Origin of the sequence: Pantoea dispersa (assembly GCF_019890955.1) — a bacterium.
GTDB lineage: Bacteria > Pseudomonadota > Gammaproteobacteria > Enterobacterales > Enterobacteriaceae > Pantoea > Pantoea dispersa.
Genome location: NZ_CP082346.1, coordinates 3,498,695 through 3,513,837 on the forward strand (window position 1 = coordinate 3,498,695; position 15,143 = coordinate 3,513,837).

Annotated in this window: 15 protein-coding genes, 1 tRNA gene and 1 pseudogene; 11 read left to right on the plus strand and 6 right to left on the minus strand. The window is 58.5% G+C overall.

Features of this window, described 5'->3' with window-relative positions; all coding sequences use genetic code 11:
* Positions 1-174 precede the first annotated feature (174 nt).
* The 5 genes from aspA to K7H94_RS16435 all read left to right on the plus strand — a co-directional run bounded on the left by aspA (position 175) and on the right by K7H94_RS16435 (position 5,640).
* Complete coding sequence (aspA, locus tag K7H94_RS16415) at positions 175-1,611, plus strand: aspartate ammonia-lyase (RefSeq protein WP_021507768.1); 1,437 nt, start codon at positions 175-177, stop codon at positions 1,609-1,611.
* 114 nt (positions 1,612-1,725) lie between these two features.
* Positions 1,726-3,027 (plus strand): anaerobic C4-dicarboxylate transporter, encoded by a 1,302-nt coding sequence (locus tag K7H94_RS16420; RefSeq protein ID WP_058759604.1) that lies wholly within the window; start codon positions 1,726-1,728, stop codon positions 3,025-3,027.
* A gap of 86 nt (positions 3,028-3,113) precedes the next feature.
* A complete protein-coding gene (locus K7H94_RS16425; protein WP_222951351.1) occupies positions 3,114-4,811 on the plus strand; it encodes a protein-disulfide reductase DsbD in 1,698 nt (565 codons plus the stop codon).
* Between the two features lie 66 nt (positions 4,812-4,877).
* Entirely contained in the window at positions 4,878-5,456 is a 579-nt protein-coding gene (dicD, locus tag K7H94_RS16430) for a division control transcriptional repressor DicD (RefSeq protein ID WP_021507771.1), read from the plus strand.
* 108 nt (positions 5,457-5,564) lie between these two features.
* Positions 5,565-5,640: transfer RNA gene (locus tag K7H94_RS16435), tRNA-Phe, on the plus strand.
* Positions 5,641-5,724: 84 nt separating this feature from the next.
* Here the strand turns inward: K7H94_RS16435 and K7H94_RS16440 are convergent.
* Both K7H94_RS16440 and K7H94_RS23035 read right to left on the minus strand, forming a co-directional pair.
* A complete protein-coding gene (locus tag K7H94_RS16440) occupies positions 5,725-6,024 on the minus strand; it encodes a helix-turn-helix domain-containing protein (RefSeq protein WP_010615565.1) in 300 nt (99 codons plus the stop codon).
* Positions 6,011-6,310 (minus strand): type II toxin-antitoxin system RelE/ParE family toxin, encoded by a 300-nt coding sequence (locus K7H94_RS23035; RefSeq protein ID WP_010615566.1) that lies wholly within the window; start codon positions 6,308-6,310, stop codon positions 6,011-6,013. The genes K7H94_RS16440 and K7H94_RS23035 overlap by 14 nt, the downstream gene beginning before the upstream one ends.
* Positions 6,311-6,781: 471 nt before the next feature.
* Between K7H94_RS23035 and K7H94_RS16450 the strand changes: the two are divergent.
* A pseudogene (locus K7H94_RS16450) lies at positions 6,782-7,036 on the plus strand (LysR family transcriptional regulator); the annotation flags it as partial.
* A 94-nt stretch (positions 7,037-7,130) separates the two neighbouring features.
* On the opposite strand, the gene K7H94_RS16455 reads toward K7H94_RS16450, so the two are convergent.
* A complete protein-coding gene (locus K7H94_RS16455) occupies positions 7,131-8,300 on the minus strand; it encodes a Gfo/Idh/MocA family protein (RefSeq protein ID WP_222951352.1) in 1,170 nt (389 codons plus the stop codon).
* A 10-nt stretch (positions 8,301-8,310) separates the two neighbouring features.
* Positions 8,311-9,234 (minus strand): TIM barrel protein, encoded by a 924-nt coding sequence (locus K7H94_RS16460; protein ID WP_058759607.1) that lies wholly within the window; start codon positions 9,232-9,234, stop codon positions 8,311-8,313.
* On the opposite strand from K7H94_RS16460, the gene K7H94_RS16465 reads away from it, so the two are divergent.
* A complete protein-coding gene (locus K7H94_RS16465) occupies positions 9,233-9,403 on the plus strand; it encodes a hypothetical protein (protein WP_222951353.1) in 171 nt (56 codons plus the stop codon). The two genes, K7H94_RS16460 and K7H94_RS16465, sit on opposite strands and share 2 nt — an antisense overlap.
* A gap of 29 nt (positions 9,404-9,432) precedes the next feature.
* Here the strand turns inward: K7H94_RS16465 and K7H94_RS16470 are convergent, their stop codons facing one another.
* Positions 9,433-10,452, minus strand: coding sequence for a LacI family DNA-binding transcriptional regulator (locus tag K7H94_RS16470; protein ID WP_222951354.1), 1,020 nt, complete (start codon positions 10,450-10,452; stop codon positions 9,433-9,435).
* A gap of 319 nt (positions 10,453-10,771) precedes the next feature.
* Here K7H94_RS16470 and K7H94_RS16475 point away from each other — a divergent pair, with 319 nt between their 5' ends.
* On the plus strand, positions 10,772-11,656 hold the full coding sequence (locus tag K7H94_RS16475; protein ID WP_021507777.1) for a sugar phosphate isomerase/epimerase family protein: 885 nt from the start codon (positions 10,772-10,774) through the stop codon (positions 11,654-11,656).
* Positions 11,657-11,734: 78 nt separating this feature from the next.
* On the opposite strand, the gene K7H94_RS16480 is transcribed toward K7H94_RS16475, so the two are convergent.
* Positions 11,735-12,745 (minus strand): Gfo/Idh/MocA family oxidoreductase, encoded by a 1,011-nt coding sequence (locus tag K7H94_RS16480; protein ID WP_141496182.1) that lies wholly within the window; start codon positions 12,743-12,745, stop codon positions 11,735-11,737.
* Between the two features lie 100 nt (positions 12,746-12,845).
* On the opposite strand from K7H94_RS16480, the gene K7H94_RS16485 reads away from it, so the two are divergent.
* From K7H94_RS16485 to K7H94_RS16495, 3 genes are all read left to right on the plus strand, one after another.
* The gene (locus K7H94_RS16485) at positions 12,846-13,865 is read left to right on the plus strand and encodes a LacI family DNA-binding transcriptional regulator (protein ID WP_222951355.1); all 1,020 of its coding nucleotides are present in this window, start codon (positions 12,846-12,848) and stop codon (positions 13,863-13,865) included.
* Between the two features lie 101 nt (positions 13,866-13,966).
* Positions 13,967-14,848 (plus strand): glutathione-dependent disulfide-bond oxidoreductase, encoded by an 882-nt coding sequence (yghU, locus tag K7H94_RS16490; protein WP_021507780.1) that lies wholly within the window; start codon positions 13,967-13,969, stop codon positions 14,846-14,848.
* Positions 14,848-15,138, plus strand: coding sequence for a DUF1330 domain-containing protein (locus K7H94_RS16495; RefSeq protein ID WP_021507781.1), 291 nt, complete (start codon positions 14,848-14,850; stop codon positions 15,136-15,138). The genes yghU and K7H94_RS16495 overlap by 1 nt, the downstream gene beginning before the upstream one ends.
* Positions 15,139-15,143 lie beyond the last annotated feature (5 nt).

Consider the following 15,143-nt stretch of genomic DNA (forward strand, 5'->3'; position numbering starts at 1 on the left):
GTGCACAAGCATTTCTGCAGTGACAGAATATGATCGTGCTCGCCAGCCCGAAGATGGATAAAATGTCGGCACTGGTATTCCACGACAATATAATTGCTTCACCTGCACGTTATTCGCCGCCCATCCATTCCGGATGCCCGGCAGTAACACAGCAGCAATAATAAGAAGGTAATCATGGCGAACAACATTCGTATCGAAGAAGACCTGTTAGGCATGCGTGAAGTTCCGGCAGATGCCTATTACGGTGTTCATACTCTGCGTGCGATTGAGAACTTCTATATCAGTAACAGTAAAATCAGTGACATCCCTGAGTTTGTTCGCGGCATGGTGATGGTGAAAAAAGCCGCCGCGCTCGCCAACAAAGAGCTGCAAACCATCCCCCGCCACATCGCCAACACCATCATTCAGGCTTGTGATGAAGTGCTGAACAACGGTAAGTGCATGGACCAGTTCCCGGTTGATGTCTATCAGGGCGGCGCGGGCACCTCAGTCAACATGAACACCAACGAAGTGCTGGCTAACATCGGTCTGGAACTGATGGGTCACCAGAAAGGTGAATATCAGTACCTCAACCCGAACGATCACGTGAATAAGTGTCAGTCCACTAACGACGCTTATCCTACCGGTTTCCGCATTGCGGTTTACGCCTCGATCCTCAAACTGCTCGACGCGATTGGCCAGCTGAGCGAAGGTTTTCAGCGCAAAGCGGTGGAGTTTGAAAACATCCTGAAAATGGGCCGCACCCAGCTGCAGGACGCGGTGCCGATGTCGCTCGGTCAGGAGTTCCACGCGTTTAACGTGCTGCTGAACGAAGAGACGCGCAGCATTCTGCGCACCGCCGAACTGCTGCTGGAGGTTAACCTCGGCGCCACGGCGATCGGCACACGCCTCAACACGCCGGACGGCTACCAGCAGTTGGCGGTACAGCGCCTGGCGGAAGTCAGCAACCTGCCGGTGGTGCCTGCCGAAGATCTGATTGAAGCCACCTCAGACTGCGGCGCTTACGTCATGGTGCACTCAGCGCTGAAGCGCCTGGCCGTGAAACTGTCGAAAATCTGTAACGACCTGCGCCTGCTGTCATCCGGTCCGCGCGCCGGCCTGAACGAAATCAACCTGCCGGAACTGCAGGCCGGTTCTTCGATCATGCCAGCGAAAGTTAACCCGGTGGTACCGGAAGTGGTCAATCAGGTGTGCTTTAAAGTGATTGGCAACGACACCACGGTGACCATGGCTTCCGAAGCCGGTCAGCTGCAGCTCAACGTGATGGAGCCGGTGATTGGCCAGGCGCTGTTTGAGTCGATCAGCATCCTGACCAACGCCTGCTACAACCTGCTGGAAAAATGCGTGAACGGCATCACCGCCAACAAAGCGGTCTGTGAAGCCTACGTGTTCAACTCCATTGGTATCGTCACTTACCTCAACCCGTACATCGGCCATCACAACGGCGATATCGTCGGGAAAATTTGTGCTGAAACCGGTAAGAGCGTACGCGAAGTGGTGCTGGAACGCGGTCTGCTGACCGAAGCCGAGCTGGACGATATTTTCTCCATCCAGAACCTGATGCACCCGGAATACAAAGCCAAACGCTACACCGACGAAAACGAACAGTAATCCGTTCCGGATCAAGTCGTCTGAAGCACGCCTGTATACAATACGGCGTGCTTTTTTATTTTGACGTCTATAACTAAAGTGGCTGCGTGTGGCGGCACTTCAGGGAGTGAAACTATGGTAGTGGTGGAATTGCTCATTGTCCTGCTGGCGATCTGGCTGGGTGCGCGCCTCGGCGGCATCGGCATTGGCTTTGCCGGCGGTTTAGGCGTGCTGGTGCTGACGCTGGTTTGCGGCATGAAACCCGGCGCGATCCCGTTCGATGTCATCGAGATCATTATGGCGGTGATTGCGGCCATCGCCGCGATGCAGGTGGCTGGCGGCATGGATTATCTGGTCGGGCTGGCGGAACGCCTGCTGCGCCGCCATCCGCGCTATGTCACTTTCCTTGCGCCGCTGGTGACCTATGCGATGACGCTGCTGGCGGGTACCGGGCACACTGCTTTTTCAACTCTGCCGGTGATTGCGGAAGTGGCCAAAGAGCAAGGCGTACGCCCTTCGCGCCCGCTGTCGATAGCCGTAGTGGCGTCGCAAATCGCCATCACCGCCTCGCCGCTTTCAGCCGCAGTGGTATTTTTTGCCTCGATTCTTGAACCGCGCGGCGTCAGTTATCTGGCGCTGCTCGGTGTCGCGCTGCCTGCCACCATGCTGGCCATTTTCTGTGCCGCCGTGATCACCAACTTCCTCGGCAAAGAGCTCAAAGAAGATGACGTCTATCAGGCACGCCTGGCGAAAGGTGAAGTGACACTGCGCGGTGAGCAGGTTTATCACATCAAGCCGGGTGCCAGACGCGCGGTGCTGCTGTTCCTGATCGGTATTGCGGCGGTGGTGCTGTACGCGACGGCGATCAGCGACAGCGTGGGCCTGATCAGCAATCCGGTGCTGCCGCGTAACGAAGCCATTGTGGTGTTTATGCTGACGGTTGCTACGCTGATTTGCCTGACCTGCAAAGTGGAAACCGGTGAAATCCTCAGTGCCAGCACGTTTAAATCCGGCATGAGCGCCTGTATCTGCGTGATGGGCGTCGCCTGGCTGGGCGATACCTTTGTCAAGGCGCACCTGAGCGACATCCAGACGCTGGCCGGCGACATGCTGCAGAGCTATCCGTGGATGCTGGCGCTGGTGCTGTTCTTTGCTGCCACGCTGCTCTACTCGCAGGCGGCCACCACCAAAGCGCTGATGCCAGCGGCACTGATGCTCGGCGTATCGCCGCTGGCGGCGGTCGCCTCCTTCGCCGCGGTGTCCGCGCTGTTCGTGCTGCCCACCTACCCGACGCTGCTGGCCGCGGTGGAGATGGATGACACCGGCTCGACCCGCATTGGGAAGTACGTGTTCAACCACTCGTTTATCATTCCCGGCGTGCTGGCGATTACCTTCTCGGTGGCGTTTGGCTTCCTGTTCGGCAGCCTGATTCTGTAGCGTCGTGGTTACATCCTGAAAACCTCGTGGCGAATGAGCCGTGTTATTATCGCGGCTCATTCGCCACCGGAGCTGATTAATTCGTCATGGCTGCTCGATTTTCCCGCCTGTTAAGCCTGTGCCTGGCACTGCTGTTTTGCCTGTCGGCGCAGGCCAGCCTGTTCTCGCCCACCACCAACAACCGCTTTGTGCCGGTCGATCAGGCCTTTGGCTTTGATTTCAGCCAGCAGGGTCATCAGCTGACGCTGAGCTGGAAAGTGAAGGACGGCTATTACCTCTATCGCCAGCAATTCCACATCAGCGCGCAACATGCGCAGCTGGCACCGGTCACGCTGCCGCCGGGCCAGCCACACGAAGATGAGTTTTACGGCAAGAGCGAAATCTATCCGCAGGACGTAAAGCTGCCGATCACCCTGCGCCAGGCCGATGCCGGTGCAACGCTCAGCGTGACCTATCAGGGCTGCGCCGCAGCCGGTTTCTGCTATCCGCCGGAGACCCGCTCAGTGCCGCTGACGGCGATTGCTGCCGATAGCGCCCCGCCGGCAATGGCGGCATCACCGGCCGCTCACCGCACGCCGCTGCCGTTTTCGCCGCTGTGGGCGCTGCTGATTGGCATCGGCGTGGCCTTTACGCCGTGCGTGCTGCCGATGTATCCGCTGATCTCCGGCATCATTCTTGGTGGTCAGCGCCGCTACTCGCTGGGCCGGCTGTTCGCCCTCGCACTGGTCTACGTGCAGGGTATGGCGCTGACTTACACCCTGCTCGGTATGGTGGTGGCTGCGGCGGGCCTGCGTTTCCAGGCTGCGCTGCAGCATCCTTACGTGTTGATCGGCCTCTCCGTGCTGTTTGTGCTGCTGGCGCTGTCGATGTTTGGCCTGTTCACGCTGCAGCTGCCTGCCAGCCTCCAGACGCGTCTGACGCTGTGGAGCAACCGTCAGCAAGGCGGCTCGCTGGCGGGCGTGTTTATGATGGGCGCACTGGCTGGGCTAATCTGCTCACCCTGCACCACCGCGCCGCTCAGCGCCATCCTGCTGTATATCGCGCAGAGCGGTAATCTGTGGGCCGGTGCCGGCACGCTGTGGCTGTACGCCTTCGGCATGGGACTGCCGCTGATTGCTGTAACGATGTTCGGCAACCGGCTGCTGCCGAAAAGCGGTCCGTGGATGCAGAGCGTGAAAGAGGGTTTTGGCTTTGTGATTCTGGCGCTGCCGGTGTTTCTGCTGGAGCGCGTGCTGGGCGATATCTGGGGACTGCGGCTGTGGAGTCTGCTCGGCGTGGCGTTTTTTGCCTGGGCATTCAGCCTGAGTCTCAGCGCGCGCGGCACAGCGCGTGTGCTGCCGATTCTGATGCTGGCGGCTGCGCTGGTGGTGGCGCGCCCGCTGCAGGACTGGGCATTTGGCAGCAGCAGTACGCAAAGCGTCGCACACCTGCCGTTTCAGCGCATCAGCAGCAGCCAGCAGCTGGACAGCGCATTACAGCAGGCGCAGGGCCGTATCACCATGGTCGATCTCTATGCCGACTGGTGCGTGGCCTGCAAAGAGTTTGAAAAATACACCTTAAGCGATGACGGCGTGCGCAGCGCCCTGAGCAACGTGCAGCTGCTGCAGGCTAATGTAACAGCCAATAACGCGCAGGATAACGCGCTGCTGCAGCATCTGCAGGTGCTTGGCCTGCCGACCATCCTGTTCTTTGATGCGCAGGGCAAAGAGATTGCCGATTCACGCGTCACCGGCTTCCTTAACGCCGCGGATTTCCGCGCCCATTTGCACAATCTGCCGCGTTAAACGAAACTGGTTGCACGACACTGCCCGGGCGTACGCGCCCGGGCCCGCATTCCGGAGGAGAGTCTTTTGCAACGCGAACAGATCCTTGAGCATGCGCTGAATGTGCTCGAACAGAGCGGCCTGGCCGCGACCACCTCGCTGCAGCAGCTGGCTGGCGAAAGCGGCCTCGCCAGCGATCAGCTGGAGCGCTACTGGCCCGATCGCGATGCCCTGCTGTATGACGCGCTGCGCTTTCACGGCCAGCAGATCGACAGCTGGCGCCGCCAGGTGCAGCTGGATGAGCGCCTCAGTGCGGCACAAAAGCTGCTGGCGCGTTACGACGTGCTGGCAGAGCACGTCAGTAAAGGCCGCTTTCCCGGCTGCCTGTTTATTGCCGCCTGCAGTTTCTATCCCCAGCCGGATCAGCCGGTGCATCAGCTCGCCGAACAGCAGAAGCGCAGTTCCTGGCAGTTCACCCATGAAATCCTCGTCGACCTGGCGCTGGACAACCCCAGCATGGTGGCCGATCAGATGGAGCTGATCCTCGAAGGTTGTCTGAGTAAGCTGCTGGTGAAGCGCAACGTGCAGGATGTCGCTACCGCACGGCGTCTGGCTGAAGATGTGCTGAGTATCGCACTGTGCCGGCAAAACGGCGCGCTGGCGTAGGCTTTTTGCCCACCCTGCCTGAAAAGCAGGCAATCAGTCACGATTGCTACGCTTTTTTTAAGAAACCCGTTGACGGCTGTGAGCCATTAGGGTTTAATGCGCCCCGTTGCCCGGATAGCTCAGTCGGTAGAGCAGGGGATTGAAAATCCCCGTGTCCGTGGTTCGATTCCGCGTCCGGGCACCACTATTCAGAAAACCCAGCCTTATGGCTGGGTTTTTGCTTTTCTGCGCCGGCAGAATCGCTCACCCTGCGGCCTGGCAGAAACCTTTAAAGCTGGAAAATCCGCCCGTCACCGGCTGGCAGTTCAACGGTTACGCTCAATTTTCCGCCTAACGCCTCAACGTACTTTTTCAGGCTGGAGAGTTTCAGTTCATCACCGCGCGCCTCGATGGCTGCAATAGCAGGTTGCGAAACCCCCATCTTTTCAGCCAGCTGTACCTGTGAAAGCGCCAGTTCTTCCCGCAGCTGGCGCAGGCGAATCTCGAGGATTTTTTCCGCCGCCTTATTTCTGATGCGCGCCTGTGATTCAGGCGAACGCTGAGCAATCAGGTCTTCAAGTTTTGGCATGATTCATCTCCTCCAGATGCTGTTGATACTCGCGGTCAGCCAGTTTAATCATCGCCTGATAAAAACGCCGCTGATGCGTTCCGGTTTTGTTTCCCGCGCAGAGCACAATGGCCCGTCTGACCGGATCGAAGGCAAAAAACGCACGAATCGCCCGGCCATTACTCTGAACACGGAGTTCTTTCATATTGGAAAAACGCGACCCGACGAGGGTATCAACATCAGGTCGCCCTAACGTGGGCCCGAACTCCCTGAGAACCGCCAGGCTGGCCAACACATCCTCAATCATCGCGTCATCCTGCGCCTGCAGCCATGTGGCAAAGCGCGTGGTGGTTTCTACCTTCCAGCTGTTCAAAATCACCTCATATAACCTGTAGTTTATAGCGCTCTGATATAAACCGGAAGTTATATTGAAAAGATGACCTGTATCATGCCGGATGCCAGCATCGCTGGAAACGTGTTCAGCTTGTGCGGAGTACCTGAAAAAACTGCAATCCCATGCAATATCGATTAGCTCCATTACGACCCTGACTGCTTCGGCCTCATTTGCGCGACGCGTCGCACACTTTTGCGATTGCGCCCAAACCTTTCCAGCGAATTGCGCCACCGGTCACGCCGCGTTGCGCGTGTCGATGTTAAAAAACTGTTAATCGTAGTGCCTGCCTGCCGTCTTGGCGTTTGTCCTGAACTCAGTGTCTGCTGCATCTCACCGTGCCGGACGCTTTTGATACACCGAATCTTGTCGCCAGAGGGAGTAATCGTGAACCTTCGTCGCCTTAAATATTTCATCAAAATCGTCGACGCGGGCAGCCTGACGCAGGCCGCTGAAAGTTTGCATATTGCGCAACCGGCGCTAAGCCAGCAGCTTGCCACGCTGGAAGGAGAAGTGAATCAGCAGTTACTGATCCGCACCAAACGCGGCGTAACGCCTACCGAAGCGGGGAAAATGCTTTACCATCATGCCTTCACTATTTTGCATCAGTGCGAACAGGCACAGCGCGCCATTGACCAGATCGCCGCAGCGACTGCAGAAGGCATGCGCAGCGGCTCCCAGTAAAGCACGGATGCCGCCTCGCTGCCTCTCACTCCGGTTAAATTTCGTCAGCTAATCAGCACTCAACCCACACCGCACCGGCATCCGCCGATTTGACACACTGTTCCACCCAGCGTACCCCCATCAGCCCGGCGTGTACGTCCGGATACCAGAAGTCCTGCAGGAAGGCGTGATCGCCGCGGTCGGTGGCGTCCATCGCCAGCGCAAAACGGCGATAGAGATTCGACCAGGCTTCAAATAATCCTTCGGGATGGCCGCCACCAATACGGTCATCGGCCAGCGCGCTGGCATGCAGATAGCCCATGCCGCGCTCAAGAATCTGCACCGGCTCGCCCTGCACTTCATAGCGCAGTTGGTTTGGCTGTTCGTCCCACCACTCCAGACTGGCTCGGGCCCCCACCACGCGAATTTTCTGGCCGTGCATCGATCCGCAGTTCACCGCTGACGCCCACAGCGTACCGACCGCGCCGTTGTCGTATTCCATCATCACAAAGGCGTTATCTTCCAGCGGCGCACGCGAGGCCACAAAGCTCTGGCGGCTGCACAGCAGGCGTTTTATTTGTAACTGCGGCAACAGGGTTTCAGCGATAAACAGCGGATGGGTGGCCAGATCGCCCAGCACATAGCTCGGTCCAACAAAACGCGGATCGACGCGCCATTTGGTGCTGGCATTCTGTAATTCGACCGCTTCGTGATGAAAGCCATGAGCAAACTGCATGTTCACAATGCGGATCTCACCCAGCAGCCCGTCAGCAATCATGGTGCGCGCCTGCTGAATCAGCTGATGGCCGGCATAACCGTAGGTCACGCCGATGATCTTCTGCTGCGCTTTACACAGTTGCTGCAGCTCCTCAGCTTCAGCGGAGGTGAAACACAGCGGTTTTTCACACACCACGTGCAGCCCGGCGCTGAGCGCAGCGCGGCAGATAGCAAAGTGCGTATTGTTCGGCGTGGCAATGGAGACGGCTTCAATGCCATCAGCGCGCGCGGCTTCGGCTTTAAACAGGGTTTCGTAATCGCCATAGCAGCGCTCCGCCGCCACGCCCAGCGCGCGACCAAACGCCCGCCCGCGCTCCGCATCAATATCAAACGCACCCGCCACTAAGGTGAAGTTGCCGTCGCGTAAGGCTGCGGAACGGTGGATGTAACCGATCTGGCTGGTGCCGCCGCCGCCCACCATGCCCCAGCGCAGCGCGCGATCCAGTACTTTGCTCCCGTTAATCATGCTGTTCTCCTCAGAATCCGATGGAATGCAGGTAGTGCAGGCTGGCCGTGACGTCCTGCAGACTGGTGGCGGCGTTGCGCGGATCGCGCTCCTGCTCAATGGTGATCCAGCCCTGGTAGTGACGTTCAGCGAGAAACGCCCGCAGCGCCGGGTAATCAATCGCGCCCTGGCCAAGCGGGCACATCACGCCCTCGGCACAGGCAGTGAAAAAGTCGACGCCGCGCGTAATCACATCGCGCCAGACGGCCGCATTGATGTCTTTGAAATGCAGATAGTCGATGCGCGACCAGTAGCGTTGCAGCCAGGTCTGCGGATCCATGCCGGAATAAAAAAGATGGCCGGTATCGAGACACAGTCCGGCGACCTCGTGCGGGATGTCCTGTACCAGCTGCTCCAGTTCATCAGCAAACTCAATGCAGCCACCGGCATGAGGGTGAATCACCGGTCGCACGCCGTAGTCATGCCAGGCGATGTGACTGAGCTGAGTGATGTGCTGCATCATGCGCTGCCAGTCCGCGGGTGCCAGGCGTGGCGCTTTCTCTGTCTGACCAGCAAATTGCGCCCGCTGCGGGTTGCCGAAATCGATAATCACCAGATAGGGCGCGGGTCGGTTATCACCGTGCGTGCGTGCCGCGCACGGCACCTGCGACAGGTTGCGGCAGATGTTGTGCGTCAGCTCAACCATCGCCGGGAAATTCGCCTCGCTGACCAAATCATCAAAAATGGTGCCGGCCACCAGCGACAGCTGATGCGCTTCCAGCTGCTGGCGCAGTTCGGCGGCATCGGTCGGCAAATAGCGCCACGGCCCGAGTTCAATGCTGCGGTAACCGGCCTGGGCCGCCTCGCGCAGCACCGTTTGCCATGGTGGCAGGAAAGGATTGTCAGGATCGTCTACGCCCCAGCTGCAGGGCGCATTGGCAATGTGTAGGGTCATGATGGTTCCTTATGATGAGGGCTGGCGTCAGTATCAAATAGATATTTCACCAACCTCAATCATGGAACTTTCATTCTTTGATAGCGATCATAAATTTAATTATCAAATTTTTGATAATTTTTTATCAAATGCTGTCGTCATGCGCGATGGCGCGGCTGTCGCCCGGTGAGCGATAACAAAGGGTGACGGCGCAACGCCTCAGACATTTTCCCGCATGACGATCTCAAACGGCAGGGTGACCTGAGAAAAATGGTCGCTGCGCTCAGCGTGACGTTGCAGTACGGTTTGTGCCAGCTGTCGTGCCATGTCAGCGATCTGATGGCGCAGCATCACCGTGATGGTGCCATCTATCAGCGCCAGGTCGCCGTCATTGACCGGGCCGTGACAAATCAGCGCCACCTTACGCTGCGGCTTCTCACGCAGCGCCTGAACGACCCCTTCTATACCGCCACACGGCGCGTAGATCAGCGCCAGATCGGCATGTTGCTCCAGCAGCTGGCGAGTCGCCTGATAACCCCCGGCAATCGATTCGTGGGTTTTGAGCGGTTCCAGCACGCGCCGCGCACTATCCTGCTCGCGCAGATACGAGCGAAAACCACTCTCGCAGTTCTCCTGACAGATAAAGCGGTGATCTCCCAGCAGCACGCCCGCCGGCCCCGGCTGATGCAGCAGATGGCTGGCGATCCAGCCAGCGCTGCGCCCGGCTTTCTGATTATCCAGGCCGAAATAGCCAGCATGCCCACAGGGCGAAAAGTCAGAAAACAGCGCGTAGACGCGCACGCCCTGACGCGAAACGTGCGCTATCGCGTGGCGGATCAGCGGATGATCCAGCGCCACCACGCCGATAGCCTCCACCTGCTCAGCCAGCCGGTAGAGCGAATCCACCACCGCTGCCACCTCATCAATCTCGTGCCAGACAAACAGCGGCTCGCTGCCGGCCGGATGAAATGGCTGCGTCTGCTGGCGCAGCGCATCGGTTAGCGTTTGATAAAAAGAGTACGAAGCCGACAGCAGGATAAACCCCATGCGCAGCGTCACGCCGTCGCTCTGCGCACTGAGCGGGGCGTGGCTACTGCGGTAACCCAGCCGATGCGCGGCTGCCAGTACTTTCTGTTCGGTTTGCGCCCGCACCGGCGCGCGGCGATTGAGCACCCGATCCACGGTGGCGATCCCCACCCCGGCAGCGGCGGCAATCGCGCTCATGGTAATTTTGCTCATCGTTAAGCCCCTAAATGATAATAAACTATCAAAAATAATGCCTGACGTTATGCTTTCACGCCATATAAGCCGGTCGTTATCTCTCAATTAATGAGTAAATCCTCTCATTCTTTTGATCGCTGTCGCACAAACACCATCATTCGTTTCATTTCTCACGCAAATAGAATAATTATTTGGCAAATATCGCCGCAGCGGGCCGCCGGCACTGATGGAAATGCATCAGCAAAGCATTAGAGCCGGTGCCGGGCTGTTTTTATAGTTGACGCGACACCAGCCGCCGATTGCGGAGGTGGGTAACGTAACGCGCAGGAGAACAACAATGAAAATCGCTTTTGATGTGGATGTTATCCGCGATCTCGGCATCACGCGTATGGTGCATCAGGTCGCGGAGTGGGGTTATAAATACATTGAACAGTCGCCGCATCCGCAAATCAATCCGTTCTATAAACACCCAAAAGCCAGCCGGGAGATCATGCGCGAGTACAAAAATGCGCTCAACGCTACCGGACTGGAAATCTCCTCGTTTATTACCGTCTATCGCTGGTCGGGACCGGATGAGCTGCGGCGCCAGGCGGCGGTGAAAAACTGGAAGCGAATGATTGAGATTGCCGTGGAGATGGGCGTGCAGGTGATCAATACCGAACTCTCCGGTAACCCGAACGAGCCCGAAATCTGCGAAGAGATGTTCTATCGCTCAATGGACGAGCTGCTGCCGATTTTCGAGCGAGAGGGGATTCGCGTGGAAATTCAGGCGCATCCGTGGGATTTCTGCGAAGAGAGCAATGAAACGGCCGATATCGTCAAGTCATTCCGCAGCGACAACGTCAAATACATCTACAGTGCACCGCATACGTTCTACTATGACAAGGGCAAAGGCGACGTGAAGAGTATGCTGCATTACGCTGGCGACGATCTGTCGCACATGCTGATTGCCGATACCATGAACCACACCAAACACTGTCGCTACATCGTTAACCCACCGGGCGTCGATGCCACCATCCACCAGCACGTGGCGGTTGGCGAAGGTGAGGTGAATTTCGACGCGCTGTTCGAAGCGCTGCGCGAGATGGATTTCGCTAACCGCCACTATAAAGTGGGCGGCGAGTCGATTATCTCCGCCGCGCTGTTTGGCTATCCGGAGAAGATGAAGTATCAGGCGGTGGAAACCCGCGAGCTGATTGAGCGCGAGCTGCTGAATTTGTAAGTTGCATGCACAATCAGCCCCCTCTCCCGCCTGCGGGAGAGGGTCGGGGTGAGGGTAAACGCCATCGCCCATTCCCCATCACACCGTCACCCACTCCACCTCAACAAACTCGCCGCGCGTCAGCGACAGCTGCGCCGCTTCCGCGATGGCCTGCGCGCGCAGCCCGTCAATCAGCCCCGGCAGACCAGCCACTTTCTCGCCGCCCAGATGGCGCACAAACGCATCGAGATGGCTGTAATAGGTCTCCTGTACCCGGCTGAACCAGTCCGCATACAGTCCCGGCTGGCGGATGTGCTGCCCCTGATAAAGGGTCGCACCGCGCACCGCCTGGCTTTCCGACGCCAGCATGCCCAGACTGCCCATCACGCTGATGCGCTCGTCATAACCGTAAGCGGTACGACGGGCATTATCGAGCTGCGCCAGCGCGCCCTGCTGCAGGCGCATAATCAGCACCGAGGTATCGACGTCAATGTCGCGGATCGCCGGCATCGCCAGCGCGGCACCGAGCGCGCCCACGGTGACCACTTCATCCTCAGTTAGCCAGCGCAGCAGATCGAAAAAGTGGATGGCCTGGTCGCGCATCTGTCCGCCGGACGCCTGCAGATAGCTCAGCGGCGGCAGTTCAGAGGCGCGGCACACCATCTGGATGAGCTCGCTGCGTCCAATCACGCCCTGCTGCAGCTGGGCTTTCAGTTGTGCATGGCTGCGATCAAAACGCCGATTAAACCCTACCGTCACCGGCACCTGCAGCGGGGAGATGCTGGCTACTACTTCCCGGGCGCGTGACAGCGACAAATCGATCGGTTTTTCACAGTACACCGCTTTGCCCGCCAGCACCGCCTGCTCCAGTAGCGGAGCATGAGTCGGCGTCGCACTGGCAATCAGCACCGCATCAATGGCCTTACTGCTCAGCGCCTGCGGCACGCTGGCGGCCCGCGCCCCAAACTGCTCTGCCAGCGCAGCGGCGCGCGCGGCGTCAATATCGCACACCAGCGCCAGCTCAACGCCGGGATGGCGCGCCAGGTTTGCGGCATGCACCTGGCCAATAAATCCACAGCCAATCAAGGCAAAACGTTGCGCACTGCGCATGATAACGCTCCTGTTGCTCACACTTCGGCATCGTCGGTCTTGTCAAAATATCGCTTTCTGGCAGGCTGTCTGAACGCGGTTTTTGATGGAATTCACTCAGATGAAAACAATGACGCTGGCCGAACTGGCTAAGCGGGTGGGTGTGGGCGTCGCCACGGTAGATCGGGTGCTGAACGACCGGGGCGGCGTGTCGCCCGCGATGACGAAAAAGATTTTACTGGCGGCGCGCGAAGCGGGTTTGAAACGCATCCTGCCGGAGGAACACCGCCACGCGTGGCAGATAGAAGTGCTGCTGAGCGGTAACGGTTCCTTCTTTTTTCAACAGCTGGCGCAGGATTTTGCCCGGCTGGCGGATGAGCTCGGCTATCGTCGCCTGCGGCTGCACCGCACGCTGATTCCGGAGCATGCGCCCGAAAAGCTGGCGGCGCATATCGAAGCCAGCAGCTCAAAGATGGACGGGCTGATTGTTTTCGCCCATGAAAATCCGCTGATTTACACGGCGCTTGAGGCCTGTAAAGCGCGTGGCGTACCGGTCATTACGCTGGTGGCCGATCTGCCTGATGCGCCGCGCCTGTGTCATGTCGGTGTTGATCAGCTGAAGGCGGGACGCACTGCCGCACTGATGCTCGGCAGCATGCTGCCCGTGGCGGGAGATGTGGTGCTGGTTAGCGGTCGCGCTGATTACGCCGCGCACCGTCTGCGCATCGAAGGATTTCAGGCGGTGCTGGCGGAGCGTTTCCCGCATCTGCGGCTGCGGGAGATCATCGCAGGCCAGGACGAGCGCGAGCGCATCAGCCGGCTGCTGGAGAAAACGCTGGCCGCATCGCAGCAGATTGTCGGCTTGTACAATACCGGCATGGGCAACACGCAGATTCACGAAGCGCTGGCGCGCCACCGGCTGTGCGGCAAGGTGGTGTATGTGACGCACGAACTTTACCAAACCACCCGTGAGCTGCTGGCCAAACGCGTGCTGACGCTGACGCTCGATCAAAACACCCTGCGTCACGCACAACTGGCGCTGACGCTGCTGCTGCGACATCTGGAAGAGGGTGAGCAACCAGAGACCTATCAGCCCGGCAAAGTCGACTTTATGCTGTTTACGCAAGAGAATTTTGCCTGATTCGACTTTGTCTTTTATCGCCAGCGCGGTTAAATCGGCGTGATAGCGTGCTGCTACACTCAGTAGCAGCAAAAATCTTCTCACAACAAGGCGAACGCATTATGTCGGAAAATCAGTATCAGCCCGCGAAAGTCTGGACCTGGGACCCGGAAGCCAAAGGTAACGGGGCGAAGACTAACCGTCCAACCGCCGGGCCGACGCATGAGCAAACGCTGCCGGTCGGTAAGCATCCGCTGCAGCTCTATTCGCTGGGGACGCCAAACGGCCAGAAAGTGACCATTCTGCTGGAAGAGCTGCTGGCGCTCGGCGTGCAGGAAGCGGAGTATGACGCCTGGCTGATCCGCATCGGCGACGGCGATCAGTTCTCCAGCGGCTTCGTTGAGGTTAACCCCAACTCAAAAATTCCGGCGCTGCGCGACCACTCAATCACGCCGCCACTGCGCGTGTTTGAATCCGGCAATATCCTGCTCTATCTGGCAGATAAATTCGGCCACTTTATTCCCTCCGACGTGGCGGGCCGCACGGAAACCCTGAACTGGCTGTTCTGGCTGCAGGGATCCGCGCCCTACCTTGGCGGCGGTTTCGGCCACTTCTATCACTACGCGCCAGAGAAAATCGAATACGCCATTAACCGCTTCACGCTGGAAGCCAAACGTCAGCTTGATGTGCTGGATCGCCAGCTGGCGGACCACCGTTTCCTCGCCGGCGACGAATATACCATTGCCGATATCGCAACCTGGCCGTGGTACGGCAATCTGGTGCTGAATAACCAGTACGGCGGCGGCGAATTCCTCGATGTGCAGTCGTACAAAAATGTGGTGCGCTGGGCAAAAGAGATTGCCGACCGTCCGGCGGTGATCCGCGGACGTAAAGTAAACCGGGCATTTGGCGCCGAGCCGCAGGATCAGCTGCTGGAACGGCACGATGCGAGCGATTTTGATACCAATACTGAAGACAAACGTCAGGCGCGAGGCGAACAATAATGGCCGCATATGTCGTTATGATTAAAGACGAAACGCTGGACAAAGACGAGCTGGCCACCTATTCGCAGAAAGCCGGCGCGGCGCGTGGCGATCACCACATCACGCCACTGGCGTTTTACGGCGATCTGGAGGTACTGGAAGGGCGCGATGCTGAAGGCGTGGTGGTGCTGCAGTTTGAAGATGCCGAGGCCGCCAAAGCCTGGTACTTCAGCCCGGCCTACCAGGAAGCCAAAGCGCATCGCCTGAAAGGCGCCAACTACCGCGTACTGCTGGTGAACGGCGTGGCGTAATGGAT